The sequence below is a fragment of the Streptomyces hyaluromycini genome (assembly GCF_002217755.1).
In the GTDB taxonomy this organism is placed as follows: domain Bacteria; phylum Actinomycetota; class Actinomycetes; order Streptomycetales; family Streptomycetaceae; genus Streptomyces; species Streptomyces hyaluromycini.
The window spans coordinates 459,223-485,300 of the sequence record NZ_BCFL01000022.1 but is presented as its reverse complement, the minus strand read 5'-3'; the positions used below and the strand labels follow the sequence as shown (position 1 = coordinate 485,300).

The following is a 26,078-nucleotide window of genomic DNA, read 5'->3' as shown; positions in this document are numbered from 1 at the left end:
CCTTCCTTCCTCCGCCTGCGCGCGGGACTATGCGAGCGGGGCGATCTTCACGGTGATCGGCGTGGTCATCGTGCCGAAGACGAACTCCTTGGGCGTGCCGTGCCCGGCGACGGCGATGTTGATCGCGGCCGGGTCGTTGAACGCCTGGATCGTCTGGGTCCGCTGCTCCTCGGGGGTGAGCTGGAACATCCACTCCCACTCGGGCCGGACCAGGCCGCGCTCCCGGAAGTCGATGAACGGCGCGACGACGTCCCAGATCCGCGGCCGGATGTTGTGCAGCAGAAACCTCTTCACCGCGTCCTTGCTCAGCCCCGCGTCGGCGAACTTCCGCGCCGTCTCCGGCGGCAGCAGGTAGAACAGGCCGTCCTCGTTGCCTTCGAGGCCGGCCAGGGTGCTCGTCATGAAACCGACCTGGGTGAGCGTGGGGGTGCGCGCCGCGATGGACCGGATACGGCGGTCCGCCGGTCCGTGGTTGGAGCCGAGGTCCCACTCCCCCACGGTGTGCACCACGGTCACGGTGCTGTCGTCGGGCCGCAGGCCCTTGCCGACCTGGTACGGCTCCCAGGGACTCTCGTCCTCGTTCTCGCCGAACACCTGGATGTTCTTGCGCACGGTGCCGATGGTGTCGAGGTCCATGCGTCCCGGTATCCACGCGCCGAGGTTGCGCAGCGTCAGGGCGACCGCCCGCCCGATGCGGATGTTGACCCGGTTGTTGAGGCCCGGCCCGAGCGGACTGCGCCCGCTGTTGATGCCGAGCTTCTTCACCAGCGGCCCGTTGACGAGGATCACGGGCGCGAAAGCCCCGGTCGACATCAGGACCGAGAGGTTCATCGGAGGGGGGCACGCGTGAATCGCCTTGAGCGCGGCGATCACGACAGGCAGCTCCTCCGGACGGCACCCGGCCATGGCGGCGTTGACCGCTATCCGCTCCAGGGTTCCATGGCCGTGCAACGGCGGGATGGTGAGGACCAGTTCGTCCCGGGGCAGCCCCTGGGCCTCGATGATGGCCTCCACCTTCGCCCGGGTCGGCGGGTGGAGCGGCAGTCCGTCACCGAAGTCCTTCTGGAGGTAGAACTCGTTGAAGGCTTCGACGGCCGCCACCGGGTCCTGGCCATGGAAGGTGTACGTCTCCTGCCGCTCCTCGTCATCCTCCTGCCCTGCGGTGTCGGCCGGGATGGCAGCGGGAGTCCGGGTGAGGGCCTTGATGATGTCGTCCGCCACCGGCAGCGTCTGCTCGGTCGCCTGTTCCGGCGTGAGCGCGGTGAAGACGCGGGGCACGACCACGTACTGGAGCCCGGGGACGCCGAACACCTTGGCACTGGTGTCCGTGTCGCGCTCGAAGCCCCGGGCCACGATCGTGACCTGGGGGACGCCCGCCTTCTCGGCCTGCGCGCCGTCGTGGATCAGCCAGGACGTGCAGGCACCGCAGTCCGCCGTGGCGCCGATGAGGGCGTCGCTCTCCTCGATGGCCCGCCGCAGCAGCCCGGGTTCGAAGCGGATGGAGCCGGGGTAGAGACGGATCTTGAGGTCCGGGTAGGTCTCCTTGATCTTCTCCGCCACCGCCTGGAGCGCGATCTCGGCGTTGGGCTTGCTGTTGGACAGCAGGCCCAGCACCTTTCCGTCGAGTGTGTCCAGTCGCGGGGCCAGGGAGGTCTCCGCGGAGTCCAGCTTGTCCGCGGTCGGATTGACCACCTCAAAGGCGGCCTGGTCTACGCCGGCTTCGATCGTCACGGCTTCTCCTCATGGATTTAGTTATCTGTATCAGTTATACGATTGAACTCATTGGGTTCGTCAATACTCCGGTCGGAGATTGCCGTCCGCCGGGACCTCGACGTCAGCAGCCACATCACCGTGACCCCGGTCACCGCGGCGGCGACCACCAGCCAGCCCGCCGCCGGCGGCCCCGCCGTCCGGGTCAGCTGGGCGGCGAGACAGGGCGTGAGACCACCGCCGGCAACGGCGCCCGCGTTGTAGGCGAACGCAGCCGACGTGTAGCGCACCCGGGTCGGGAACGCCTGGGTCAACGTGACGTACATCGACGGCGCCGCCGCGTAACTGAGCGCGAGCGCCAGGACGTACAGGGCACCGGCCGCGACGAGCGCCCAGGCGCCACCGGAGCGCACACTCCGCATGCCGTACAGCACGGGGAAGACCAGGGCGGCCGAACCGCCGAGGCCCAGCAGCATCGCCGACCGGCGTCCGAAGCGGTCGGTCCACCAGCCGCCCACCAGGAACCCGCCGGCCCCGAGGAACAGGCAGACCGCCGACAGCCAGTACACCTTGACGGCCGGCACGCCCAGGACGGCGAGCAGGTAGACGCTCATGTAGTTGACCAAGACGCCGAGCACCATGGTGACGACGAGGTTGAGCACGGCCGAGACCGTGATCATGCGCCAGTGACCGCGCAGCGCGGTGCGCACCGGCGACCGTTCGACCGCTTCCGCCTCGGCCAGGGAACGGAACTCCGGGGAGTCCTCGACCCGCACCCGGTAGACCACCACCGCGAGCGTCATCGCCGCGGACAGCAGCAGCGGGATGCGCCAGCCCCAGTGCGCCATGTCCTGCGCGCCGAGAACCGTCACCAGCAGACCGACCACCGCCGGGGAGACGGCGACCCCCAGACTCGAACCCAGCGGTATGAGTGCCTGGAGCCGTCCGCGTCTGCAGCCGCCGTCGGACTCCGCCACCAGCGTGGCGGCGCCCCCGATCTCGCCGCCCGCGCAGAATCCCTGCACCATCCGGACGAGGACCAGCAGGACGGGCGCGGCGACCCCGACCGTGCCGTAGGTCGGCAGCAGCCCCATGAGGGTGGTCGCGCCGCCCATCCCGATGACGGTGACGAGCAACGCGAAGCGGCGCCCGCGCCGGTCGCCGAGCCGGCCGAAGAACAGCGCGCCCAGCGGGCGGGCGAGATACCCCACCCCGTAGACGCCCAGGGAGGCGAGGATCCCCGCGCCCGGGTTGTCCGCCGGGAAGAACAGAGGCGCCGTGTACACGACCAGGAAGCCGTAACAGGTGAAGTCGTAGAACTCGATGAAGGTCCCGAGCATGCTCGCGGTCCCCACCCGTACGGCGTTCGTACGGGTGCCGCTCCCGTTGTGCAGCGCGGACGGGGTCGGCGTGGCTTTCGACATCTTTGTCTCCTCCTGACGGTGTCGGAGTGACTGTGGGCTGTCCGAGGCACACCGGGGGCGGCCCACGGGTTCACGGGTTCACGGGTGGACGACGACCTTGAAGGTCCCCGGCGGCCTGGCGGCGGCGACCTCGAAGGCGCCCGCGGCCTCGTCGATGCCGAACCGGTGGGTGATCAGGGTCCGGGCGATCTCCGGCCGGTCGGCCAGCATCCGGGCCGAGCAGGCGAACTCCCGAGGGCCCGTGGCGTCCTGGGCGTATCCCATCGAGGGCACGACGCGGGCCTCCTTGAGGAAGGCGGCCATGTGGGGCCAGGTGATGCCGGGCGGGAAGACACCGACCGTCACCACCGTGCCGAGAGGGCGCACCAGCTCGATCGCACGGTTCAGACCGCTCTCGCTGCCGCTCGCCTCGACGACGACGTCGTACACCCCCGACGGCCGCGTCGCGCCGAGGCGTTCGCCCGCCTCTGCCTGGAAGGGATGCCTGGCCACCAGGGCCACCTCCGCTGCCTGCATCCGCAGGGCGGCGGCAGCGGCCAGCATCCCGATGGTCCCGGCCCCCACCACGGCGACACGGGTCCCGGCACCGATCTCGCCCCTGCGGCAGGCGTGCCAGGACACCGCGCCCGGTTCGACGAGCGCGGCGTCGTCCAGGGACAGTCCCGGGGGCAGCGGCACGAGTGCCGACCGAGGGGCCCGGTAGTACTCCGCCATCCCTCCCGGTACGGTCATGCCGACCACGTCCCGGCCGGCCGCGCGGCACAGGTTGTGCCGGCCGGCGGCGCACCACTCGCAGGTGCCGCACCGGGTTATGGCCTCCACGGCCACGGGTGTGCCGTCCGCGGTGGTGGCGGCGATCTCGTGTCCGATGATCTGTGTGCTGCCTCGCCGCAGGTACCTCAGGTCGGAGCCGCAGATACCCACCGCGGCCACCCGGACCAGCTCTCCCGGCCCGCCGGGCTCGTCGGTCTCGACGACCTCGATGCCCGGCGGCACGCAACGGACCGCCTTCATCGCATCCCGTCCTCAGGCGAAGTCGTAGTCCTCCGGCCGGAACCTCGCCAGGAGCTCGTGGTACTCCTCCAGCCGCCACGGCACGTTGACCTGCTGGCGGCCGAACTCGTTCACGTAGTAGTTGCGGTCCCTGGAGCCCTCGTCGTACCAGATGAGGGAGAGCATCGCCTCGTCGAGCCGGCGGTTGTAGTCCTCGAAGACCTCCTTGCGGACCGTCAGGTAACGGTGGCCTCCCTCGATGAGGGCGACCAGCCCCTCGGCCGTGTAGCGCGCCCAGGTCTCCATCCACACGATCAACGACCCGGCCCGGTTCTGCGAGTTGGGGCCGTACATGATGAACAGGTTCGGGAAGTCGGGCACCGTGAGGCTGAGGTAGGCACGCGGGCCGCCGCCCGCGGGGTCGCTCCAGCGCTCCTCCAGCGTCTCCTCGGCCAGGCCGCGGTAGCGGGTCGGCCACAGGTACTTCTGGGTGGCGAACCCGGTGGCCGTGAAGACGAGGTCGTAGGGGCGCTCCTTGCCGTCGGCGGTGCGGATGCCCGTCGGGGTGAACCGCTCGATCTTCTCCGTGACCAGTTCGACGTTGTCCTCCAGCAGCGAGGAGTACCAGTTGTTGTCGACGATGAGCCGACGGGCCATGGGGGCATGGCTCGGGATGAGCTTCTCCCACAGGTCGGGGCGGTCGCCGAGCTTCGACTTCACGTACTGGGTGAGGCTCGCGCGGTAGCCGTCGTTGCCCTCGTTGACGAGGCCGCCCGCGGCCTGCCACTCCGCGTCCGGCTCCTGGAGGACCTGGCCGCCCAGCCGCAGGGTCGCGATCGAGTAGCAGTACCAGTTCCAGTAGTAGGGCATCGTGTCGAGCAGCCAGCGGGTCTCCGGGGAGATGGCCTCGCCGTAGCGCTCGCGCGGGCTGATCCACTGCGGGGTGCGCTGGAAGACGCCCACGCTCCGGGCCCGGCTGCGCACCTCGGACATCATCTGCACACCGGTCGAGCCGTTGCCGATGATGGCGACGTCACGGCCGTCCAGCAGCTCCTGGCCCGTGCATTCGGCGGTGTGCACGATCTCGCCGCGGAAGTCCTCGATGCCGGGCGTGTCGAGGCGCTTGGGCGTGGCGAAGAGCCCGCTCGCGCTCACCACGGCGTTGGCGGTGAGCTGTTGCGGCCGGCCGTCGATGACGGCGTCGATCGTCCACCGGCCCGTCATCGCGTCGAAGGCGGCTTCCTGTACGTCGCTGTCGAAGCTGATGTGTTCGAAGACGCCGTACTTCTTGGCCACGTGCTGCAGGTAGTCGCGCACTTCACCGGCCCGCGCGAAGTACTCGGTCCACGGGTAGTTCTTCTCGAAGAAGAACTGGTAGAGGAAGTTGGTGGTGTCCACCCGAACGTCCGGGTAGGCGTTGATGCTCCAGGTGCCGCCCAGCTCCGAGCGCCGCTCGTAGACCGTGTAGGGGATGCCGAGGTGTTCCAGCTGGACGGCCACGGCGATGCCGCCGAATCCGGCGCCGATGACCGCCACCTGGAAGCCCTCGGGAATGGTCGGCTTGGCTCCCGTCCACCGGGCCAGCCGGGGATGGTCGTCGAAGGCGGCGAGGTCACGGCGGTAGGACCAGTCCCGGTCGGTGAGCTCCTCGTTGCGGAACGCCTCGTACATGCGGCGCAGTCGGACGTCGTCCGGCTTCACCTCGGTGAAACCGGCGGTCATGCCGAGGAGGAACTCCGTCGCCTTGGTCCGCACGGTCGACACGGCCTCTTCGGCCAGGACGGTCTGCTTGAGGGCGCCGCCGTACATGGGGGTGGTCTTGAGGGGTAGTTCGAGCAGGGTCTCGTCTCCGGTGGCTTGGTACAGCGCGAGCCTCAGCGCGTTCAGGTCGGCGTCGTCCAGCGCGCGGCCGACGAACGCCTCGTCCACGTGCGGTGACGCTCCCGTCGCGAGCCTGCCTTTCCCGGCCATACGGCTCCTTCCCTGCCGGCGTACCCGTGCCTGACGGGCAGCCACATATCAAGGTTATTGAGTTAACTTAATCTACTCATGGATGGAGCATCAAGACGCAGGTGAGCCGAACTCCACTCACGTATGCGGGAGTTCGGCTCGCCCTCCGTATGCCCTCAGGCGGCCGCGGGCACGGCTGTCCGCTGTCCCAGCGCCTCGCGCTCCTCGGACTTGACCGCCCTCAGCAGCACGATGATCATCGCGATCTTCCAGACGACGAACGCGATGGACGGGATCAGGACCGTGAACACCCCGTCCCAGGCGAACGGACCGTCGGTCGCCACGTACACGAAGACCCCGGGGAAGAAGGAGACCGCCAGCACGAGGTTCAGCCAGCCGAACCACCGCGGGAACACCGGCTCGGGCCGCCGGTCGATGAGGGCCGACAGACCGATCACCGCGACGTTGATGACGAAGATGACGGCGACTCCCACGTACGTGAGCCAGAACTGGTCGCTGAGCAGCTGCATCAACTCGGGGCTGCGGTGCGGCCGGTAGGCGGCGGTGGCCAGCACGGCGAGCGGGTAGACCCATCCCGTGGGTGCGACGACCGCGGTCGTCAGCTGGATCATCGACAACAGGCCCCAGCCGCCTTCGATCCGGCGCATCTGCAGGCTCGTGATGACCGCGAACGGGTAGAAGAACGGAGCGAAGACACCCATCGTGACCACGGCCCACAGGATGCCGGTCCGGTGTTCCGTCAGGAAGTCGGCCACCTGCTGCGCGTTGTCCGAGGGCGAGACGGGCGGCGAGAGGTGTCCGAAGACCGAGAACGCGAGCGTGTTGGCTATGACCACCACCACGCCGCACCAGACCGACAAACGATAGAGCTTGAACTTCAGCTTTTCGTCCATGGGATCTCCCTTGATCCGTCGCATGGTCGGGTGCCGCCCGGGCGCCGAGGACGTGGCTCACCGAGGCGGGGAGGGGACGGCGATCCGGGGGACGGCGATCCGAGGGGCGCCGTTGACGCGGAGAGCCGGTGATGCCGCCGGAAGAGGCTCCGCAAGCTGCGGGGGATCCCTCGGATTCCGGGGAGCGGACGTGCGCAAGCGCGGGCTCGTCAGCGAGTTAAGGCCAGCGTGCCGGCGCTGATGCGGGAGTTCGGCTGCCTCGTCCCGGTGAGGTCATGGTCGCGTCGCATCGCGGCTCTCCTGGGTCTCAGTCCGTCCCGATGGGCGCGATGCCCGGTCGGCTGGATCCAACAGGAGGAGAGTAGGTGGCGCCGATCAGCCGTCGGCCCCGAGTCCCGCTGACCGGGACACGTCTTGCAAAGCCCCCGGGTCTTGCAAAGCCCCCGGGTCTTGCGAAGCCCGGGGGCGCCCGGGCACGGCCCGCACCGTCACGAGGAGATCTCCGCGAAGCAGGTGCGGGCGGCGCCTCGGATTCAGGCGAAGAGATCCACCACGGGCTTGTTGTGCAGGTCGTCCTTGAGGAGGTAGGTGCCCGCGACCTTCATGTGCGTGCGCCAGTGCCGCTCGGCACCCTCGGCGTCCCGGGCCTCCACCAGCACCACGAGACGCTTGTAGGCCTTGATAGCCCGCTGGAAACGCTCGGGCGACTCCGTCTTGTCGAAGTTGCGCGAGACCCGCATCTCGAGATGGGTCGCCACGATCTCCTGAAGGACCGCTCCCTGGACGGCCATGGTCTTGTTGCCGCAGCGCTCCATGATCAGTTCATGGAACCGGTACGTCAGCCGCGACCACAACGCCGGGTCGGGCACGGCGTCGTCCTTCGACTCGACGGCCGACTGGAGTTCCGCCACCACCTCGCTGAGGTCGGTGAGATCCTGCTTCGTGCGACGCTTGGCCAGCATGCGTGCGCAGGCCGGCTCGGCGATCATCCGGGCCTCGTAGACGTCGTCGACGGTGGTCCCCTGCATCTGCAGGAGCAGTCCGACGTGCCGGGCCGCCACGGAGAAGTCCGGGGCCATGACCTGAGCGCCGCCCCGGCTGCCTCGGCGGACGCTGATGAGCATCTCGGCTTCGAGGATGCGGAAGGCCTCGCGCAGGGTGGGCCGCGAGACGCCGAACTGCTCCATGAGCTGGATCTCGGGCGGCAGCGTCTCGCCGGGCGTCAGCTCACCCTGGACGATACGACGGCGCAGTTGCGCGGCGATCAGCTCCGCCGTCTTGGGCGCGCGGACCGTCTGACCGACTGGCCCCAATGTGGCACTCATGACAATGAGTGTACTTGCTCGGAGAACCTCGTTACCGGGAACGGGGCAAGGACGTCCGGCCGCATCCCGCCCGGGTCGCTCGTCCGCTGAGCGGGACGGCCTTCCATCCTTGACGCCGCAATCAGTTTACTGATTTACCCGATCACTGTTAGGGTCAAGCTGCGTGAAGGGCACGACGATGTCGATGGATGCGCGATGAGCCTCAGTCTCGGTGAGGAACAGGAGGAACTGCGCCTGCTGGTGCGCACGTTCCTCGACGACAAGGCCACGAGCCACCGCCCGCCGCCTCCCGGCACCGGTCCGCAGAAGTACGACGGGGGCCTGTGGCGCCAGCTGTCCGGTCAGCTCGGCCTCACCGGTCTCGCCGTGCCCGAGCGGTTCGGCGGTGCCGGCCTCGGCCCCGCCGAACTCGGCGTCGTTCTGGAGGAGATGGGCCGCGCCCTGTTCCCGAGTCCCTTCTTCGCGACCGCCGTACTGGCCGGTCAGACGGTGACGCACTGCGGTGACGAGGCGGCGATGGAGCGGTGGCTGCCGGACATCGTCTCGGGAGCGCTCACCGCGACGCTGGCGACGGCCGAACCGGACGGTTCATGGGCGGCGGATCCGCCCGCCACCGTGGCCGACCGGGGGCGGGACGGCTGGGTGCTCTCCGGCACGAAGACGTACGTCGTGGACGGGCACACCGCCGACCTGCTGCTGGTGACCGCCCGGTGCCCCGACGGCGTCGGGCTCTTCGGCGTCCCGGCCACCGCGCCCGGTCTCACCCGCACGGTGCTGGACGCCCTGGATCCGACCCGGCCCCTGGCACGGATCCGCCTCGGCGCCACCCCCGCGAGCAGGATCGGGACCGGCGACGCTTCCGAGTCGTTGGCAGCCGTGCGGGACCTCGTGCGGGCGGCGCTCGCCGCGGAGCAGGTCGGCGGAGCCGCCGCCTGCCTCGACATGGCGGTCGGACATGCCAAGACGCGTGAACAGTTCGGGCGGCCCATCGGGTCCTTCCAGGCGATCAAGCACAAGTGCGCACAGCTGCTGGTCGAGGTGGAGTGCGCCCGGTCTGCGGCCAGGTTCGCCGGGTCGGTCGTGGGCTCGCCCGGCACCGAGGCGGCGATCGCGGCCGCCGTGGCCCGCTCCTACTGCTCGGAGGCGTTCACCCACGCGGCGAAGGAGAACATCCAGATCCACGGGGGCATCGGCTTCACCTGGGAGCATCGCGCGCATCTCTATCTGCGCCGGGCCAAGTCGTCCGAGCTGCTGTTCGGCACACCCCGCGAGGAACGGGCCCGGCTCGCCCGGCTCACCATGTCAGAAGGAGCCGCCCCGTGACGACCGCTTCGGCCCTCCCCCGCACCCCGGAGCCACTCGACGTCTTCCGCTCCCGGCTGCGGGACTTCCTCACCGGCCACGGGCCCGGGCGGCGGCCACGGGATCCCGAGGAGCGCTTCGCCTGGACACGCGCCTGGCAGGCCACCCTCTTCGACCACGGATTCGCCGGGCCGAGCTGGCCCGAGGAGTACGGCGGGATGGACCTGCCGTTCGCCCATCAGGTGGTGTACCAGGAGGAACTGGCACGCGCCCGGGTGCCCGGCCCGGTCGGGACGGGCCTGGGCATCGCCGCGCCGACGATCATCAAGTACGGCACCGACGAGCAGCGCCGGCGCTGGCTGCCGTCCATGCTGCGCGGGGACACCGTGTGGGCGCAGGGCTACTCCGAGCCGGAGGCCGGTTCCGACCTGCCGGGCCTGCGCACCACCGCACGTCGCGACGGTGACACCTACGTGGTGAACGGACAGAAGGTGTGGACCAGCCACGCCGCCAGGGCGGACGTCTTCTTCACGCTCGTGCGGACGGGTACGCGTGCGTCGCGGCAGCGCGGGATCACCTACCTCGTCGTCGACGCCCACGCGCCGGGCGTCGACGTCCGTCCGCTGCGCGACCTGACCGGGGGGCACCTGTTCGCGGAGGTGTTCTTCGACGACGTCCGCGTCCCGGTCGCCGACCGTGTCGGGGAGGAGAACGGGGGCTGGCCGCTGGTCCGCACGAGTCTGGGGCACGAGCGCGCCGCCGGCGCCATGAACCAGGCCGCGACCTACCGGCGCGTCCTCGGCGAACTCCGGCAGCTCCTCGCGGAACGCGGCGCGCTGGAGGACACGGAGGTGCGGGACCGGATGGCCGACTTCGAGATCCGGGCCCGGATCATGCACTACAACGGGCAGCGCACGATCTCCGACATCCTCACCCACGGGGAGCCGGGCCCCGTCTCCTCCGTGTCACGTCTGCACATCTCCCAGTTCGAGCAGGACATCCACGAGTTCGCCGTCGACGTGCTCGGCCCGGCCGGCCTGCTGGGACCCGGATCCGAGGAAGCGGTGCAGCGCGGCAGGTGGCTCTACGGCTTCCTGCGCACGCGGGCCTCCACGATCGGGGCCGGCACCGCCGAGATCCAGCGGAACACCCTCGCCGAGCAGGTCCTCGGGCTGCCCCGCGACCCCGGCATGCCCTCGGTCTGACAGGAGACACGATGAGGCTCGACACCAGCGCCGAACTCGACGCCTTTCGGGCCGAGGTGCGCTCGTTCATCCGTACCCACGCCCCCGGCAGGAAGACCCACGCGGGGGTGCGGGCGCCCGCCCCGGCACTCGTCCCCGAGCTGCGCCGCTGGATCGCCCGGCTCCATGACGCCGGCTATCTCGGCCGCTCGTGGCCGACCGAGTACGGCGGTCTCGCCGATCCGCGCCCCGAGCCCGCCTTCGTCGTCGCCGAGGAACTGGCACGAGCGCGGGCCTGGGGGCAGATCGGAGCCGGCGCCCTCGCCGCGGGCGCCCTGCTGGCCCACGGGACGGAGCAGCAGAAGCACCGGTTCCTGCCCCGGCTGCGGTCCGGCCAGGACCTGTGGTGCCAGCTCTTCAGCGAACCGGAGGCGGGCAGCGACCTGGCGGGACTGCGGACCCGGGCCCGCCGGGACGGCGACCACTTCGTGGTCGACGGCCAGAAGGTGTGGACCACCAACGCCCAGTACGCCGACGTCGGATACCTGCTCGCGCGCACCGATCCCGGGGCGCCGAAGACCCGGGGCATCACCGCGTTCGCCCTCGACATGCGCGCCCCGGGAGTGGAGATCCGGCCGCTCAGGGAGATCACCGGCACCGCCGACTTCAACGAGGTGTTCCTGGACGGGGTGCGCATCCCGGCCGACCGGGTGATCGGTGAGGTCGACGGCGGATGGCGGGTCGCCGGTGCGAGCCTGGCCCAGGAGCGGGGTTCGGTGGCCGCGCGGAGCGCCGAACTGCTCGACGACCTCAGCGGCCTGCTGGCGCTGGCGGCCCGGCCCGGCCCGGAGGGGCTGCCGCCGCTGGGTGACGCGGCCGTGCGCGATCGCCTGGGCCGGCTGGCGACGCGTGTGTACGTCGCCGACCTGATGAGCAAGGCCGTGCAGTCCCGGATGGCGGCGGGCACCGACGAGCCGACCGATCCGGCGATGGTCAAGGTCTTCTTCAGCGACACCAACCTCGACGCCGTCTCGCTGGGGGTCCGACTCCAGGGGCTGGACGGCCTGCTGGCCGAGGGCGACGACCGTGCCGTGGACGGGGGTTACTGGCAGGACGCCCTCCTCTACGCCCGGGCCTACACCATCGCCGGGGGCGCCAACGAGGTGCTGCGCACGACCATCGCCGAGCGGGCCCTGGGTCTCCCCCGGGAGCCGCGCTCCTGACGTGGACCGGCCGGGACGGTCACGTCGTACGCACGCGAGTCACAGCGAAGAGAGGCGGAAACCGTGCTGAGCGTTGCCGAGTTCGACACCTTGGCCGAGCAGGTCAGCAACTGGAAGCGGTGGGGCGCGGACGACGAACGGGGGACGCTCAACTTCATCACCCCCGAAGTGGTGCGCAAGGCGACGGCCTCGGTGGTGACGGGCGAGAGCTTCTCGCTCGCCATGTCGCTGTCGCTGGACGGCCCGCAGAACGGCATCGGAGTCCCGGGACGGATCAATCCGGTCCGGACGATGCTCGCGATCAACACGTTGATGGGCGACTCCCCCGACTCGGTCGCCTACAGCGACGACATCGTGGTGACCCCCACGCAGGCGGCGACGCACTGGGACGCGCTGTCGCACTGCAGCCACCGCGGTGTCATGTACAACGGCGTACCGGCGGACGCGATCGACGCCTCCGGCGCCACCCGGCTGGGCATCGAGGCGGCCGGCACCGTCGTGTCGCGCGGCATCCTCCTGGACGTGGCCCGGCACCAGGGCGTCGACGTCCTTCCGGGCCGGTTCCCGGTGACGTGCGCCGTCCTGGAGGCCGTCGAGGAGGCCCAGGGAACACCGGTGGAGGAGGGTGACATCGTCCTGGTCCGGACCGGGCAGGTGACGCACTTCCTGCTGGCGGACGTCCCGAGCTATCGCCGGCCGGTGCCCGCGCTCGACTACGACGCGCCCCTCTTCTTCCACCAGCGCCGTGCGGCGGCCGCCGCGATCGACAACATGCCCATGGAACTGCTGCCGTCGAACGTGGAGGACGTCATGCTGCCCGTGCACGTCCTGTGCCTGGTGATGATGGGCATGATCCAGGGACAGAACTGGGTACTGGAGGACCTCGCGGCTGCCTGTGCCCGGGACCGCCGTTACACCTTCCTGCTCAACGCGACGCCCGAGCGCTTCCTGCGCAGCACCGGCGGTCTGGTGAACCCCGTGGCCATCCGCTGACAACCGTACGCACGGCCCGCGGCCCGCCCGACGTGCGAACGCCGGGCGGGCGACGCGCCTAACGGCCCGTCCACTTGGGTTCCCTGCGCTCCACGAACGCCCGTGCTCCTTCCCGCGCGTCCTGCGAGGCGAACACGGCGTCGGAGAACGGGGCCTGTCTGCGCCACACCTCCTCCTGCGGCCAGCCGGGGGCGGCGCTCGCCACGGCCTTGGCACACCGCACGGCCAACGGCGCGTTCTCGGCGACACGTCCGGCGAGCTGTAGCGCCGCCTCCAGGGCCTGTCCCTCGGGCACGACGCGGTTGACCAGTCCCAGTCGCTCCGCCCGCTCGGCGTCGATCGGGTCGCCGGTGAGCAGCAGTTCCATCGCGACGGAGCGCGGCAGCCGCTGCGGCAGCCTGATCATTCCGCCGCCCCGTGCCACCAGGCCGCGCCTGACCTCGGGCAGTCCGAAGCGCGCCCCCTGCGCCGCCACCACCAGGTCGCAGGCGAGGGCGAGTTCGCAGCCGCCGCCGAGCGCCCAGCCTTCGACTGCGGCGATGAGCGGCTTCTCGGGAGGTGCCTCGACGAGCCCGCCGAAGCCACGGCCCGGCAGCGCCGGACGCTCCCCGAGCGCGAACCGTTTGAGGTCCATGCCCGCGCAGAAGGTCCCGCCGGCACCGGTCAGGACGGCGACGGACAGATCCGGTGAGTCGTCCAGGCGGTCGACGGCCTCGGCGACGAGGTGGGCGGCCGCCAGGGTCATCGCGTTCTTCTGTGCCGGTCTGTTGAGGGTGATGACGAGGACCCGGTCGTGTGCGTCCGCCAGGACCTCGGGGGCGGCGCTCACCTGGGGCCCATGCGCAGAGCGCCGTCGAGGCGGACGGTCTCCCCGTTGAGGTACGGGTTGCGCACCATGGCGAGTGCCAGGTCGGCGTAGTCCGCGGCGTGGCCGAGGCGCCTGGGGTGCGGAATGGTCTCGGCGATGCTCTGCCGGATGTCCTCGCGCAGCCTTGCCAGCATCGGGGTGTCGAAGGTCCCGGGTGCGATGGTGTTGACCCGGATCGCCCAGCTCGCCAGGTCCCGGGCCGCCACCAGGGTCATCGCGTGCACGCCGCCCTTGGAGGAGGCGTACGAGGTCTGGCCGATCTGTCCCTCGAAGGCCGCCGCCGACGCGGTCAGCACGATGGCACCGCGGTCGCCGTCCTCGACGGTGTTGCCGGCCATGGCGGCCGCGGCCAGCCGCAGGACGTTGTAGCTCCCGACGAGGTTGACCTCCAGGACCTGACGGTAACTGTCCAGGGCCGCGGGTGCGCCGGACTTGTCGAGGATGCGCAGCCGGTCCCCGCCGCGGCCCGCGCAGTGCACGACGGCTCGCAGGTTGCCGGTCTCCCGGGCCGCTTCGAGGGCAGCCCGCAGACTGTCCTCGTCGGTGATGTCGGCGGGCACGAACCGGACTCCGCCGCCGATCGCGGCAGCCGTCTGTGCACCGGCCGAGCCGGGCAGGTCGGTGATGATCACCTTCGCCCCCGCCTCGGCGAACGCCGCCGCGGTCGCGGCTCCGAGGCCGGAGGCACCGCCGGTGACGAGTGCGGTGATGGCGTCTAGCTGCATGTGTCCTCCTGCATGCGTCCTCCCCAGCAATCAGGCATGTCAAATAAAAGATTTGTCTGTTTCAGGAGCGTCTTCAACGCACCGATGCGGGCCGCCCATTGGCCTCACCTGGACAGCACCGATAGAATCAAGTAACTAATTTAGCTTAAACGTCTGCCTCCCCGTAGAAGGACGCCATGACGAAACAGGCCCGCTCGCATCCCGCCGGGCGCACCCTGCCCCTGCTCTCGAAGTGGCTTCGTCGCGTGATGGGCATCGACCCGGACGCGACGGCACTGACCTTCGCGGAGTCGAGCCTTCCGTGGTCGTACCTCGCCGACGCCACCCGCGATCTGGACACTCTCCTGAGCGGCCACCCCTCCGCTCGGCGGGTCGGCCTCGTCCTGCGCAACAGGCCGGCCCAACTGGCCGCACTGCTGGCCGTGATCGCCACCGGACGGCAGGTCGTCACCCTCAGCCCCCACGTGGGCGAGACCGGTCTGGGCGAGGACATCCGCTCGCTGCGCCCGGACGTCGTCATCGCCGACGCGGAGGACTGGGCCCGGGACGCCGTCCGGGACGCCGCCGAGGACATCGGTGCCGTCCCCCTGATCGCTCGCCAGGAGACGGGCCTGCGACTCCGGCCGGACTCCTGGACACCCGCACCGCCCACACCTCCCGGACTGCCCGGACTGCCCGGGCTTCCCGCGGACGATGTTGCCGTGGTGATGATGACCAGCGGCACGACCGGCAGGCCCAAACGTGTCTCGCTGACCTATCCGCAGCTGACCGCCGCCTTCCAGGCCGCCGGCACCATGCTCGACGACAGCACCGGTCCGCGCCTGCGCCGGGGATGCGTCATCCTGTGGTCCTCGCTCGCCCACATCAGCGGGCTGTACTTCGCGATCGCCCATGCCGTCGACGGCCGGTCCGTCGCCCTGATGGAGCGGTTCCAGGTCGAGGAGTGGGCCCGGTTGGTGTGCCGGCACCGGCCGCGCCAACTCCGCCTGCCGCCCACCGCGATCCGCATGGTGCTCCACGCGGAACTCCCCGCCGACACCTTCAGCAGTGTGCGGGCGATCGGCTCCGGCACGGCACCCCTGCCGCCCGAACTGGCCGAGGAGTTCGAGGCGCGGTACGGCGTGCCGGTCCTCGCCACCTACGGCGCCACCGAGTTCGCCGGCGCCATCGCCGGCTGGTCGCTCGCCGACCACCGCCAGTGGGCGGGAACGAAGCGCGGCAGCGTGGGCCGCGCGCACCGCGGCATCGAACTGCGCGTGGTCGACCGTACGACACAGGACGTGCAGACACCGGGCGGCATCGGACTCCTGGAGGTCCGCGGGCCCCAACTGCCCGTCGCCGACGGGGGATGGCTGCGCACGAACGACCTGGCATCGCTGGACGAGGACGGCTTCCTGTTCATCCACGGCCGCGCGGACGAGGCGATCAACCGGGGCGGCTTCAAGATCCCGCCGAGTGTGATCGAGGACGCCCTGCACCAGCATCCGGCCGTGAGTGACGCCACCGCCGTCGGGCTGCCGGACGAACGTCTGGGTGAAGTGCCGGTCGTGGCGGTGACGTTGTGCGGTCAGGCCAGCAGGCAGGACCTGCTCGACCATCTGGCGAGCCGACTGACGCGCTATCAGATGCCGGTGGATCTGCGGATTCTGGACCAGTTGCCGCGGACCCCCTCGCTCAAGGTCGACCGGCCCCGGCTCCAGGAACTCTTCACCGCCGAAGGCAGCTAGGACCGGTCCATCCGCTCGCCGGGCACCCGCCCGCCCACGAAGCAAGGAGAGATGGTGACCACGTTGACGGACCGGCCGGACTACGGCCTCCTCACCGACGATGCCGTGGAGCGCTCACGGCGGCGCATCGGTCTCCCCCAGCGCCGCCTGCCACCCCACAACCTGGAGGTGAGCACCGACGGAATCCGTCACTTCGCGCTCGGGTACGGCGACGACAATCCCCTGTGGTGCGACCCCGCACACGGCCCGGCCACCCGGTGGCAGGGCACGATCGCACCGCCGAACTTCCTCTACACCATGGGCGAGAACGCCGTCGAACCGGACGACCGGGCCAAGGCGATCCTCAAGGGCGACCCGTTCGCCGGGCTCGGCGCCTACCAGGCGGTCATGGAGTTCGAGTACTACCGGCCGCTGCGCCTCGGCGACCGCTGTTCCTGCCTGCGGGCCCAGGTCGGCGTCCAGGTCAAGCCGAGCTCCTTCGGGGGCAGGGCCGCCCATGTCACCAACGACTTCCTGTTCGCCGACGGCGCGGGCCAGGTGGTCGCCCTCCAGCGCGGCACCTGGATCCACACCGAACGGCACACCAGCAGGAACCGGGCCGACGGGAGGCAGGACCTGGAGTTTCCCCCCTACACCGCCGGCCAACTCGCCGAGATCGACGCCGCCTACGACGCCGAGGAGCGGCGCGGGGCGAACACCCGCTACTTCGAGGACGTCCACGTCGGCGACGAGCTCCAGCCCCGGGTCAAGGGGCCGCTCACCGTGACCGACGTGGTCGTCTGGCATGTGGGATGGGGCATGCAGCTGACGCCACCGGGAGCCTTCGCGGTCGCCCGGCGGGTGCGGCGCAAAGCCCCGGGCCTGTACCCGCCCAACGCCCGGAACATCCCGGACACGGTGCAGCGGCTGCACTGGGAGCCGGAGCGCGCCCGGGAGCTGGGCATCCCCATGAGCTACGACTACGGCGGCATGCGCGAGACCTGGCTGACGCACGCGCTCACGGACTGGATGGGCGACGACGGCTGGCTCTTCAGACTCCGCTGCGAGCACCGCAAGTTCAACTACGTCGGCGACACCACATGGGTGCGCGGTGTCGTGGTGGACAAGGTGCGGACCGACGTCGGCAACGAGGTGCACATCGAGGTGGCCTGCCACAACCAGCGGGGGGAGGTCTCGACACCGGGACGGGCCGTCGTTCTGCTGCCGACCCGTCAGGCCCCGGTGCGCCTGCCGGATCCTCCGGCGGACACCCTCGGCGATCTGCTGGACGCGGAGATCGCACGGTTCGCCGGCTGACAGGCGCGGGCTCGGGGGCGGGCGCAGGCGCAGGCGCGGGTCACCGCAGCGTCCACTTGGGCTTGACGAAGGTCTCGCGCGAGACCTGCGGCTTGCCGAGGGGATTGCCGATCGTCGTGTAGTGCCAGCCGAGTGCCTGGGCCGCCTCGCGGTCCAGGCCGTGCGTCTCCCAGATCGCCCGGACGGTTCCCTGCACGGCCGCGGGCGGCTTGGCCGCGATGGTGCGCGCCAGTTCGTCGGCCCGGCCCCACAGTTCCGGGTAGGGCACCAGCTCGGACACCAGGCCGATCTCGCGCGCCCGCGCGGCCGACATCCGCTCGTCCAGCCCGAGCAGTGCCCACCGCAGGGCCTCGCCCAGGGGGATGCGCCGGGCCAGCCCGATGGGCTCCAGGGCCGATGTCATGCCGTAGCTCACGTGCGGGTCGAAGAAGGTGGCGTCGTCCGCGCCGATCACGATGTCGCAGTCGTTGAGCCAGTAGAAGGCGCCGCCGGCGACCATGCCGTGCACAGCGGCGACGACCGGCTTCCACACCCTGTTCTGCTTGGGGCTCAGCCCCCGCCCCGGGTCCTCCTGGCTCCAGACGTTCCCGGCGAGATGGATCCGGTCGTCGACATCGGTGCCCGTGCAGAAGGCGCGTTCGCCCGCGGCCCGCAGGACCACCACGTGAACGGCGTCCTCGGTACGCACGCACTCCCAGATGTCCCGGAACTCGTCGACCATGGTCTGGTTGAACGCGTTGAGCTTGTGGGGGCGGTTGAGGGTGACCGTGGCGACGTGTTCCGCCACCTCGAACAGCACGGTCTCGTACGCGCGCCCACCGGCGCTGAACTCCTGGTCCGACATCATCGTTCCTCTCGCCCGCCGGGTTCGCGGCCTCGGGATCCTCCGGAAGCTGGCACCTCAGATAGCTTAATCATTACACTCAATAAGAGGCTAGTGATCCGTAATCGGTACGACCATGGAAGGGCCGGTCGATGGTGGACTTCGAACTCTCCGAGGAACAGGCCGCGTTGCGCGAGACGTCGCGGGATCTGCTCACCTCGTACTGCCCTCCGCAGCTCGTCCGGACGGTCCTCGACGCGGGACTGGACGTCGACGAGAAGCTGTGGAGCAGAGGCGCACGCATGGGCTGGACGGGCCTCGCGACCCCTGAAGCCCAAGGCGGCGCGGCGCAGGGGCTGGTGGAGCTCTGCCTGGTGGCCGAGGAACTGGGACGCGCCGCGGCACCGGGCCCGTTCGTGGAGACGGCCCTGGCCTCCATGTCCGCCGCCTGGTGCCCCGACCCGAGCGACCTCGCCGCGCAGGCCGCGACGGAACTCGGCGAAGGGCGGCTGAAGGCGGGGTTCGTGCATCACGGTTCCCTCACCGCACGCCGGGAGGGGCAGGGCCTCGTGCTGTCGGGCCGGGCCACGGCCGTGCACGCCGCCGCCTGTACCGACTGGCTGCTGGTGACGCTCACCGGAGACGAGCCGTACGTCCTCCTGGTCCCGACGTCCGCCGCCCGTACGGAGCGGCGCACCACCCTGGACCTGACGCGTTCCTGGTACGACGTCGTGTTCGACGACGTGACCGTGGCAGCCGCACAGGTGCTGTCCGACCGCCGGGGCGACGCGGACCGGTGGGTGGACGCGATGACGGTCCTCACCGCCGCGGACGCGCTGGGCGTGGGCCAACGGCTGCTGGAGATGACGGTCGATCATGTCACCGTGCGCGAACAGTTCGGCCGCCCGCTGGGCAGCTTCCAGGCCGTCAAGCACAAGGCGGCCGACATGCTGATCACCCTGCGGGGCCTGCGGGCCGCCACCTACTACGCGGCCATGGCCTTCGACGCGGGCCGCGACGACACCACCATGGCGACCGCCGTGGCCAAGGCATTCGCCAGCGAACGCCTCCCCGAGGTCGCCGGGGAGGCCCTGCAGTCCCACGGCGGCATCGGCTTCACCTGGGAACACGACCTGCACCTGTATCTGCGGCGGGCGACGGTGGACTCCCTGGTCCACGGCACCGCCGCCCACCATCACCAGCGGGTACTCGCCCAACTGGAACGTACGACGGTCACCCGGCAAGCCGCTTGAGCAGTTCCATGTCCTCGACCCGCCGATCGTGGGTGACCGCGATCGGCGAGGCGTTCAGCCCCGTGACCCCGCTGTCGCGGAACGCCGCGACCCGTTCCGCGACCAGTCCGCGCGGTCCCACCAGGGCCACCGCGTCGACCAGTTCCCCGGGGACCGCGGCGGCGGCCTCGTCCTTGCGGCCACTCTGGTACAGCTCCTCGATCTCCGCCGCCGGACCTTCGAAGCCGTACCGCGCGACGAGGGCGTTGTAGAAGTTCCGGCCCCGGGCTCCCATGCCGCCGACGTACAGGGCGATGTATTCGCGGACCCGCTGCCGTCCGGCCGCGAGTTCCTCCGCGTCGTCGCTGACGAGGACCTTGACGTCGGCGACGACCCTGAGCGGCGGCAGCCCGGCCCGGCGCCGGGCGCGCCCGGCCTCCAGGGAGGGGCCGAAGACCTCCTTGGCCGCCTCCGGAAGGTACAGCGTGGGCTGCCACCCCTCGCACAGCTCCGCCGCCAGTTCCACGCTCTTCGGTCCCAGCGCTGCCAGGACGATCGGGATGTCCGGCCGGAGGGGATGGTTGATGAGTTTCAGGGCGCGGCCGCCCCGGCCGGTGCCCCCGCGCTCGGCGGTCAGCGGCAGCTGGAAGACCCGGCCCTCGTGGCGCAGGGGCTCGCGCCGCCAGACGGTCCGGCAGATCTCGACCACCTCCCGGATCCGGGTCAGCGGGGATGTGTGGGGCAGTCCGTGGAACCCCTCGACCACCTGGGGGCCGGAGGCGCCGATGCCCAGCTCGAACCGTCCTTCCGACACGAAGTCGAGTCCGGCCGCGGTCATCGCGAGCAGCGCGGGGGTGCGTGAGTACACGTTGAGGATGCTGGTCGCGAGGCGCATCCGTTCGGTGCGGGCGGCGAGGTGGCCGAGCTGGCTCACCGAGTCGAAGGTGTACGCCTCGGGCAGCAGGACCGAGTCGACTCCGGCCGCCTCGAAGTCGCCCAGCCGCCGGGCGGCTTCGGCGAAGCCTCCCGAGTAGCTCATCAGCAGTCCCACGTCCATGAGAAGCCTCTCTTGTTCCGCCGGGGATGGCACCGGATCACAGGGCCATAGGGCGCGGGGCGGTCAGACACCGGCCTCGTCGGCGGACTCCTCCGTGGCCCCCGCCCCCCGCAGCCGGTCGCGCAGCTCGAACTTGCGGACCTTCCCCGACGGGGCCCGCGGGAGGTCGGGGACGACCACGATGCGCTCGGGCGCCTTCTGCGGTGCCACCCGGTGCCGGGCGAACAGCTCGCGCACCTCCTCGACGTCGAGCGTGCCGCTGTCGAGGACGACGAAGGCGGCCACCCGCTCGCCGTACCGCGGGTCGGGTTCGGCGACCACGGCGGCGTGCCGAACCCGCGGATGGGTGGTGAGGATGTCCTCGACCTCCTTGGAGGCGATGTTCTCCCCGCCGCGGATGATGATGTCCTTGATGCGGTCGGTGATGGTCAGGTGGCCGTCCTCGTCGAGCCGTCCCACGTCCCCGGTGCGGAACCAGCCGCCGGGCAGGAACGCCGAATCGTCGTACGCGCGGTTGCGGTAGCCGACGAACTGACTGGGACCGCGGGTCACGACCTCACCCGCCTCCCCCACCGGCAGCGGACGCAGCTTGTCGTCGACGATCCGCACCTCGTCGCCGAAGCGCACCAGGCCGTCCGTCAGGGACCGCTGGCGCGCCGAGGCGTCCAGCGGCGAGGTCGCACACCGCGGGTGCTCGGTGCTGCCGTAGGCGCGGGCCACCACGACGCCCGCGTCGTCGGCCCTGGCGACCAGCGCGGGCGGGACGTTGGCGGCACCGATCTGGACGAACCGCAGACTGGAGATGTCGCGGCCGTGTTCCTCGGCCGCCCTCAACAGCGCCTCCACATGCAGGGGGGTGCCGCTGGTGATGGTGCAGCGGAACTCCTCGACGAGTTCGACGGCCCGGCGTTCGTTCCAGCGGTCCATGTGCACCGTGTCGGTGCCTCCGACGATCCCGCTGCACGCGGCCAGCAGCCCGGCGACATGGCCGGAGGGCCAGGGGATGAGGCGGGTGTCGTCGGGTCCGGCCTCGTTCATCAGGTCGCCCTTGCGCAGCTCGTGCAGCAGGGTGTTGTGGGTGTGCTGCACGCCCTTGGGTGTGCCGGTCGTCCCCGAGGTGTAGATCACCGCGCACACGTCGTCGGCGGCCACGTCCACGGGCGCCGGCGCCTCCTCCGACTCGGCGAGCAGGGTGCACCAGGGGACCGCGTCCGGTACCACCCGGTCGCCGATCATGACGACGTGTTCGAGGGCCGGTCCCGCGTCGAGGCGGGCCAGGCGGTCGACGAAGTCGATGGAGCGCCACGCGTCGGGCAGGACGAGTACCTTCGCCCGGGCGTCGCGCAGGATGACCCCGACCTCGGCGGAGTCGTAGATGTGGGTGATGGGCAGCACGACCGCGCCGGCCAGCCAGGTGCCGAAGTACGACACCACCAGCTCCAGCCGGTTGGGGACCTGTACGGCGATCACGTCACCGGGCCGCACCCGGAGCCGGCGCAGCCCGGCCGCCGCCCGCCTGCCCAGCGCGAGCACGTCCGCCAGGGTGACCGTGGTCGTCTCCGTCTCCGAGGCGAAGACGAACCGCGTCCCGGGCACCCGGCGGCCGGCGTCCTCCAGGGCATCGGCCATGGTGCGCGAGGAGTAGTGGCCCTCCCGGTACCAGCGCTCCCGCAGCGCGGCCAGGTCGAGCCGCCGCTGCTCGGGTGTCACGCTCACTGCCGTCTCCTCCGGTGTGCGCGTTGCGGTCATGTCAGTCGGCCAGTTCGAAGACGGTGGCGTTGGCGGTGCCGCCGCCCTCGCACATGGTCTGGAGGCCGAACCGGATGCCGTGGCGGCGCATGTGGTGCAGCAGCCGGGTGGCGAGGACGGCACCGGACGCACCGAGGGGATGTCCTACGGCGATGGCCCCGCCGAGCGGGTTGACCCGGTCCGGATCGGCCTTCACCTCGCTCTGCCAGGCGAGCGGTACCGGCGCGAAGGCCTCGTTGACCTCGAAGGCACCGATGTCCCCGATCGACAGGCCGGCCCGCTGCAGCACCTTGTGGGTGGCGGGGATGGGCGCCGTCAGCATCATCACCGGGTCGTCCCCGACGACCGCGCCCGCGCGGATCGTCGCCAGCGGGCGCAGTCCGTGACGGCGGGCCAGCTCGGCGGTCGTGATGAGCAGTGCGGCGGCTCCGTCGGAGATCTGGGAGGCGTTGCCCGCGTGGATGACCCCGTCCTCCTGGAACGACGGCTTGAGCCTCGCCAGCGTCTCGGGTGACGTGCCCCGGCGCAGCCCCTCGTCCTGCTTCAGCTCCGGTGCGGCGGGCACGGTGACCAGTTGCCCGTCGAAGACCTCCGCGTCGATGGCGGCGGCGGCCAGTGCGTGCGAACGCGAGGCGTACTCGTCGAGCCGGTGCCGGTCCAGTCCCCACTTGCGGGCGATCATCTCGGCCCCGGTGCCCTGTTCCAGCCGGTCCGTCCGGTAGCGGTCCAGCACGGTCCGCCCGTAGGGCAGGCCGGTCTGCCGGGCGGCTCCGAGCGGAACGCGCGACATGGACTCGACGCCTCCCGCGATCACCCAGTCGTAGGCGCCCGCGACGACGGCGTGCACCGCCGATTCGACGGCCTGCTGGCCGGAGCCGCAGGCCCGGTTGAAGGTGACGCCCGGAATGCTCTCGGGCCAGCCCGCCGCGAGGGTGGTGAACCGGGCGATGTTGCTGGACTGGTCGCCCAACTGCGTGACGCACCCCCACATCACGTCGTCGATGTACTCCGGCGGGACCTCGTTGCGCTCCACGAGCGCGCGCAGGACCACCGCCGAGAGGTCGACGGGATGCACCTCGCTGAGCGCCCCGTTGCGCTTCCCGATGGGAGTGCGCACCGCGTCCACGATCACTGCCTGCCGTGCCGTCATCTCTCCTCGCTCCCACATCGCAGGTTCCGCGTGTCGACCCGGTGCCGGGTTCGCCGGGCCCGTCAGCGCGCCGGGGCCGGGTCACCCCCGGACTCGTCCGCCCGCCACCGTGCGAGCGTGTCCGCCACCGACGACGCCGCCGACGCCGACGGCGCACCCGCGAACCGCCGGCCGCCCAGCGTCGGCCGCCATCCCGTCCGGCCGTCCGGCGCGGGCACCAGCGCGCGTCTGGCGCGCAGGTGCGGATGTCCGGCGGCCTCCGCCAGATTGAGCACGGGGCTCAGACAGGCGTCCGTCTTCTCGGCCGCCGCCGCCCATTCGTCCCGGGTGCGCCGCCGTACGGCCCGCGCGATCTCCCGGCGCAGTTCGGGCCAGTTGCGGGGGTCCTCGCGGATGTCGGTCCAGGCGGGATCGAGGCCGAGCAGCTCCACGAGTGCCGCGAAGAACGGCGCCTCCAGGGCACCGATCGCGACGTGCCCGCCGTCGGCGCACGGGTAGACGTCGTAGTAAGGCGCGCCGGTGTCCAGCCTGTTGGTGCCGGCGACGTCCGACCACGTGCCTCTGGACCGGTACTCGTGCAGCATGGTCGTGAGATAGGTCGTTCCGTCGACGACGGCCACGTCGAGCACCTGTCCCGATCCCGTACGGCCGCGCTCGTGCAGGGCCGCCAGGACGGACATCACCAGATACATGCCGCCCGCGCCGAAGTCCCCCAGCAGGTTGGCGGTCGGGACGGGTACCTCGCCGCGCCGGGCGGCATGGTGTAAAGCCCCTGTGATCGCTATGTAGTTGATGTCGTGCCCCGCTGTCGGTGCCAGCGGGCCGTGCTGTCCCCAGCCGGTCATGCGCGTGTAGACCAGCCGTGGGTTGGCCTTTCGCACTTCCGCCGGCCCCAGTCCCAGCCGCTCCATGATGCCGGGTCGGAAGCCCTCGATCAGGACGTCGCACCGCTCGGCGAGCCGCAGCGCCTCCTGGCGGCCCTCGGCCGACTTGACGTCGAGTTCGACGACGGGCCGGTTCTCCGCCAGCGCGGGCCGGGCGGCGCGCGGCCTGGTGACGGCCAGTACGTCGGCCCCCAGATCGGCGAGCAGCATGCCCGCGAACGGTCCGGGCCCCAGGCCCAGGAACTCCAGGACCCGCAGATCGCCGAGGGGTGGAACCGCTGCCATCGGTCCTCCTATGATGACTCCCGCGCCATAGGGTATATCAGTTAGCGATTTTAGATAATGGCCTGGGAGCGGACGATGCCGTACAGCTTCTACGAGGACGACCACACCGCGTTCCGCCGGACCGTACGCAGCCTGGTCGAGCGCTCGGTGACGCCGCATCTGGAGGAGTGGGAGGAGGCGCGCCTCATCGACCGCTCCGTCTGGAAGGCGGCGGCCGCCGCGGGTGTGCTGGGACTGCGCGTACCCGAGCGGTTCGGCGGTGCGGGTGCCGACGACTACCGTTTCCGGTGCGTGATCCAGGAGGAGCTGGCCGAGGTCGGGGCGGCCGCCCTGGCGTCCGGCTTCTCGATCAACGAGGACATCGTCGCGTCGTACCTGGTCAGGTTCGGGACAGATGAGCAGCGGGAGAGGTGGCTGCCCGGCATGGCGGCGGGCGAGGTGGTCGCCTCGATCGCCATGACCGAACCGGGCGGCGGCAGCGATCTGCGCGGGATACGCACCACCGCGCGGCGCGAGGGGGCGGAGTGGATCCTCGACGGCACCAAGACGTTCATCACCAGCGGTTCCAGTTCCGACCTGGTGATCGTGGCCGCCCGCACCGGGGAGGCGGCCGGCCGCTCCCGGCTCTCCCTGTTCCTCGTACCGTCCACGGCACCGGGATTCCAACGGGGGCGCAAGCTGAAGAAGTTGGGCCTGCACGCCCAGGACACCGCGGAGCTGTACTTCGACGACGTGCGGCTGCCCCCGGAGGCCCTGCTGGGCGAGGAGGGGGCGGGCTTCGGCCAGCTCACCGCCCAACTCCCCCTGGAGCGGCTCTCGATCGCCTGGCGCGCGGTGGCGGCGGCGGAGGCGGCCGTGCGCTGGACGGTGGCGTACACGCGGGAGCGCCAGGCGTTCGGGCGGCGGCTCGTCGACTTCCAGAACACCCGGTTCCGGCTGGCCGAGCTGACCACCGAGGTCGAGGTGACCCGCGGCTATCTGGAGCGCTGCATCCTCGACCTCAACGAGGGGACACTCGACGCGGTGACCGGGGCCAAGGCCAAGTGGTGGGCCACGGAACTCCAGAACCGGGTGGTCGCCGCCTGCCTCCAACTGCACGGCGGTTACGGCTACATGGACGAGTACCGGATCTCACGGGCGTACGCCGACGCACGGGTGCAGACCCTCGTCGGCGGCACGACCGAGATCATGAAGGAGATCATCGGCCGTGACCTGGCCGGACCGAAGCCCGGCGGGGACGCCTGAGCCGGATGCCCCGGCCCGC

21 protein-coding genes are annotated in these 26,078 nt (G+C 70.9%); 8 read left to right on the top strand and 13 right to left on the bottom strand.

The genetic code is table 11. The annotated features are described in order from the left end of the window. Positions 1 to 27: 27 nt before the first annotated feature. The 6 genes from SSP29_RS28975 to SSP29_RS28950 form a co-directional block, all read right to left on the bottom strand. Entirely contained in the window at positions 28 to 1,731 is a 1,704-nt protein-coding gene (locus SSP29_RS28975; RefSeq protein ID WP_089103742.1) for a UGSC family (seleno)protein, read from the bottom strand. 17 nt (positions 1,732 to 1,748) lie between these two features. Then, the gene (locus SSP29_RS28970) at positions 1,749 to 3,134 is read right to left on the bottom strand and encodes an MFS transporter (RefSeq protein WP_089103741.1); all 1,386 of its coding nucleotides are present in this window, start codon (positions 3,132 to 3,134) and stop codon (positions 1,749 to 1,751) included. Positions 3,135 to 3,212: 78 nt separating this feature from the next. Continuing rightward, positions 3,213 to 4,148 carry a zinc-dependent alcohol dehydrogenase gene (locus SSP29_RS28965; RefSeq protein ID WP_089103740.1) on the bottom strand — a complete coding sequence of 312 codons (936 nt, stop codon included), beginning with the start codon at positions 4,146 to 4,148 and terminating at the stop codon, positions 3,213 to 3,215. 12 nt (positions 4,149 to 4,160) lie between these two features. Next, the gene (locus tag SSP29_RS28960) at positions 4,161 to 6,098 is read right to left on the bottom strand and encodes a flavin-containing monooxygenase (protein WP_089103739.1); all 1,938 of its coding nucleotides are present in this window, start codon (positions 6,096 to 6,098) and stop codon (positions 4,161 to 4,163) included. A 155-nt stretch (positions 6,099 to 6,253) separates the two neighbouring features. Continuing rightward, entirely contained in the window at positions 6,254 to 6,991 is a 738-nt protein-coding gene (locus tag SSP29_RS28955) for a hypothetical protein (RefSeq protein WP_150135106.1), read from the bottom strand. Between the two features lie 533 nt (positions 6,992 to 7,524). Then, the gene (locus SSP29_RS28950; protein ID WP_089103738.1) at positions 7,525 to 8,316 is read right to left on the bottom strand and encodes a FadR/GntR family transcriptional regulator; all 792 of its coding nucleotides are present in this window, start codon (positions 8,314 to 8,316) and stop codon (positions 7,525 to 7,527) included. Positions 8,317 to 8,511: 195 nt separating this feature from the next. Between SSP29_RS28950 and SSP29_RS28945 the strand changes: the two genes are divergently transcribed. The 4 genes from SSP29_RS28945 to SSP29_RS28930 all read left to right on the top strand — a co-directional run bounded on the left by SSP29_RS28945 (position 8,512) and on the right by SSP29_RS28930 (position 13,018). Beyond that, positions 8,512 to 9,639 carry an acyl-CoA dehydrogenase family protein gene (locus SSP29_RS28945; protein ID WP_089103737.1) on the top strand — a complete coding sequence of 376 codons (1,128 nt, stop codon included), beginning with the start codon at positions 8,512 to 8,514 and terminating at the stop codon, positions 9,637 to 9,639. Then, positions 9,636 to 10,823 carry an acyl-CoA dehydrogenase family protein gene (locus tag SSP29_RS28940; protein WP_089103736.1) on the top strand — a complete coding sequence of 396 codons (1,188 nt, stop codon included), beginning with the start codon at positions 9,636 to 9,638 and terminating at the stop codon, positions 10,821 to 10,823. The genes SSP29_RS28945 and SSP29_RS28940 overlap by 4 nt, the downstream gene beginning before the upstream one ends. An 11-nt stretch (positions 10,824 to 10,834) precedes the next feature. Beyond that, a complete protein-coding gene (locus tag SSP29_RS28935) occupies positions 10,835 to 12,025 on the top strand; it encodes an acyl-CoA dehydrogenase family protein (RefSeq protein WP_089103735.1) in 1,191 nt (396 codons plus the stop codon). Positions 12,026 to 12,088: 63 nt separating this feature from the next. After that, positions 12,089 to 13,018 (top strand): cyclase family protein, encoded by a 930-nt coding sequence (locus tag SSP29_RS28930; protein ID WP_150135104.1) that lies wholly within the window; start codon positions 12,089 to 12,091, stop codon positions 13,016 to 13,018. 58 nt (positions 13,019 to 13,076) lie between these two features. Here the strand turns inward: SSP29_RS28930 and SSP29_RS28925 are convergent, their stop codons facing one another. Continuing rightward, complete coding sequence (locus tag SSP29_RS28925; protein WP_089103734.1) at positions 13,077 to 13,847, bottom strand: crotonase/enoyl-CoA hydratase family protein; 771 nt, start codon at positions 13,845 to 13,847, stop codon at positions 13,077 to 13,079. Then, the gene (locus tag SSP29_RS28920) at positions 13,844 to 14,611 is read right to left on the bottom strand and encodes an SDR family NAD(P)-dependent oxidoreductase (protein WP_089103733.1); all 768 of its coding nucleotides are present in this window, start codon (positions 14,609 to 14,611) and stop codon (positions 13,844 to 13,846) included. The genes SSP29_RS28925 and SSP29_RS28920 overlap by 4 nt, the downstream gene beginning before the upstream one ends. Before the next feature lie 176 nt (positions 14,612 to 14,787). On the opposite strand from SSP29_RS28920, the gene SSP29_RS28915 reads away from it, so the two are divergent. Beyond that, entirely contained in the window at positions 14,788 to 16,338 is a 1,551-nt protein-coding gene (locus SSP29_RS28915; RefSeq protein ID WP_089103732.1) for a class I adenylate-forming enzyme family protein, read from the top strand. A gap of 51 nt (positions 16,339 to 16,389) precedes the next feature. Further along, positions 16,390 to 17,634, top strand: a complete 1,245-nt coding sequence (locus SSP29_RS28910) for a MaoC family dehydratase (protein ID WP_089103731.1) — start codon at positions 16,390 to 16,392, stop codon at positions 17,632 to 17,634. Positions 17,635 to 17,674: 40 nt separating this feature from the next. On the opposite strand, the gene SSP29_RS28905 is transcribed toward SSP29_RS28910, so the two are convergent. Beyond that, positions 17,675 to 18,478 (bottom strand): enoyl-CoA hydratase/isomerase family protein, encoded by an 804-nt coding sequence (locus tag SSP29_RS28905; RefSeq protein ID WP_089103730.1) that lies wholly within the window; start codon positions 18,476 to 18,478, stop codon positions 17,675 to 17,677. A gap of 131 nt (positions 18,479 to 18,609) precedes the next feature. On the opposite strand from SSP29_RS28905, the gene SSP29_RS28900 reads away from it, so the two are divergent. Next, positions 18,610 to 19,710, top strand: coding sequence for an acyl-CoA dehydrogenase family protein (locus SSP29_RS28900; protein WP_150135102.1), 1,101 nt, complete (start codon positions 18,610 to 18,612; stop codon positions 19,708 to 19,710). Here SSP29_RS28900 and SSP29_RS28895 read toward each other — a convergent pair. The 4 genes from SSP29_RS28895 to SSP29_RS28880 form a co-directional block, all read right to left on the bottom strand. Next, on the bottom strand, positions 19,691 to 20,746 hold the full coding sequence (locus SSP29_RS28895; RefSeq protein ID WP_089103729.1) for an LLM class F420-dependent oxidoreductase: 1,056 nt from the start codon (positions 20,744 to 20,746) through the stop codon (positions 19,691 to 19,693). The genes SSP29_RS28900 and SSP29_RS28895 overlap by 20 nt on opposite strands. 63 nt (positions 20,747 to 20,809) lie before the next feature. Then, on the bottom strand, positions 20,810 to 22,462 hold the full coding sequence (locus tag SSP29_RS28890) for an AMP-binding protein (RefSeq protein WP_167450021.1): 1,653 nt from the start codon (positions 22,460 to 22,462) through the stop codon (positions 20,810 to 20,812). 34 nt (positions 22,463 to 22,496) lie between these two features. After that, positions 22,497 to 23,645 carry a thiolase family protein gene (locus tag SSP29_RS28885; RefSeq protein ID WP_089103727.1) on the bottom strand — a complete coding sequence of 383 codons (1,149 nt, stop codon included), beginning with the start codon at positions 23,643 to 23,645 and terminating at the stop codon, positions 22,497 to 22,499. 62 nt (positions 23,646 to 23,707) lie between these two features. Beyond that, on the bottom strand, positions 23,708 to 24,814 hold the full coding sequence (locus SSP29_RS28880) for a CaiB/BaiF CoA transferase family protein (protein WP_089103726.1): 1,107 nt from the start codon (positions 24,812 to 24,814) through the stop codon (positions 23,708 to 23,710). Positions 24,815 to 24,889: 75 nt separating this feature from the next. Here SSP29_RS28880 and SSP29_RS28875 point away from each other — a divergent pair, with 75 nt between their 5' ends. Continuing rightward, entirely contained in the window at positions 24,890 to 26,059 is a 1,170-nt protein-coding gene (locus SSP29_RS28875) for an acyl-CoA dehydrogenase family protein (RefSeq protein WP_089103811.1), read from the top strand. The last annotated feature ends 19 nt before the right edge of the window (positions 26,060 to 26,078 follow it).

Bases quoted from the DNA above. Each gene is read 5' to 3' on its own strand.
- SSP29_RS28970 (WP_089103741.1), bottom strand. From the start codon at position 3,134: ATGTCGAAAGCCACGCCGACCCCGTCCGCGCTGCACAACGGGAGCGGC.
- SSP29_RS28965 (WP_089103740.1), bottom strand. From the start codon at position 4,148: ATGAAGGCGGTCCGTTGCGTGCCGCCGGGCATCGAGGTCGTCGAGACC.
- SSP29_RS28960 (WP_089103739.1), bottom strand. From the start codon at position 6,098: ATGGCCGGGAAAGGCAGGCTCGCGACGGGAGCGTCACCGCACGTGGAC.
- SSP29_RS28955 (WP_150135106.1), bottom strand. From the start codon at position 6,991: ATGGACGAAAAGCTGAAGTTCAAGCTCTATCGTTTGTCGGTCTGGTGC.
- SSP29_RS28950 (WP_089103738.1), bottom strand. From the start codon at position 8,316: ATGAGTGCCACATTGGGGCCAGTCGGTCAGACGGTCCGCGCGCCCAAG.
- SSP29_RS28945 (WP_089103737.1), top strand. From the start codon at position 8,512: ATGAGCCTCAGTCTCGGTGAGGAACAGGAGGAACTGCGCCTGCTGGTG.
- SSP29_RS28935 (WP_089103735.1), top strand. From the start codon at position 10,835: ATGAGGCTCGACACCAGCGCCGAACTCGACGCCTTTCGGGCCGAGGTG.
- SSP29_RS28920 (WP_089103733.1), bottom strand. From the start codon at position 14,611: ATGCAGCTAGACGCCATCACCGCACTCGTCACCGGCGGTGCCTCCGGC.
- SSP29_RS28915 (WP_089103732.1), top strand. From the start codon at position 14,788: ATGACGAAACAGGCCCGCTCGCATCCCGCCGGGCGCACCCTGCCCCTG.
- SSP29_RS28910 (WP_089103731.1), top strand. From the start codon at position 16,390: ATGGTGACCACGTTGACGGACCGGCCGGACTACGGCCTCCTCACCGAC.
- SSP29_RS28905 (WP_089103730.1), bottom strand. From the start codon at position 18,478: ATGTCGGACCAGGAGTTCAGCGCCGGTGGGCGCGCGTACGAGACCGTG.
- SSP29_RS28900 (WP_150135102.1), top strand. From the start codon at position 18,610: ATGGTGGACTTCGAACTCTCCGAGGAACAGGCCGCGTTGCGCGAGACG.
- SSP29_RS28895 (WP_089103729.1), bottom strand. From the start codon at position 20,746: ATGGACGTGGGACTGCTGATGAGCTACTCGGGAGGCTTCGCCGAAGCC.
- SSP29_RS28885 (WP_089103727.1), bottom strand. From the start codon at position 23,645: ATGACGGCACGGCAGGCAGTGATCGTGGACGCGGTGCGCACTCCCATC.
- SSP29_RS28880 (WP_089103726.1), bottom strand. From the start codon at position 24,814: ATGGCAGCGGTTCCACCCCTCGGCGATCTGCGGGTCCTGGAGTTCCTG.
- SSP29_RS28875 (WP_089103811.1), top strand. From the start codon at position 24,890: ATGCCGTACAGCTTCTACGAGGACGACCACACCGCGTTCCGCCGGACC.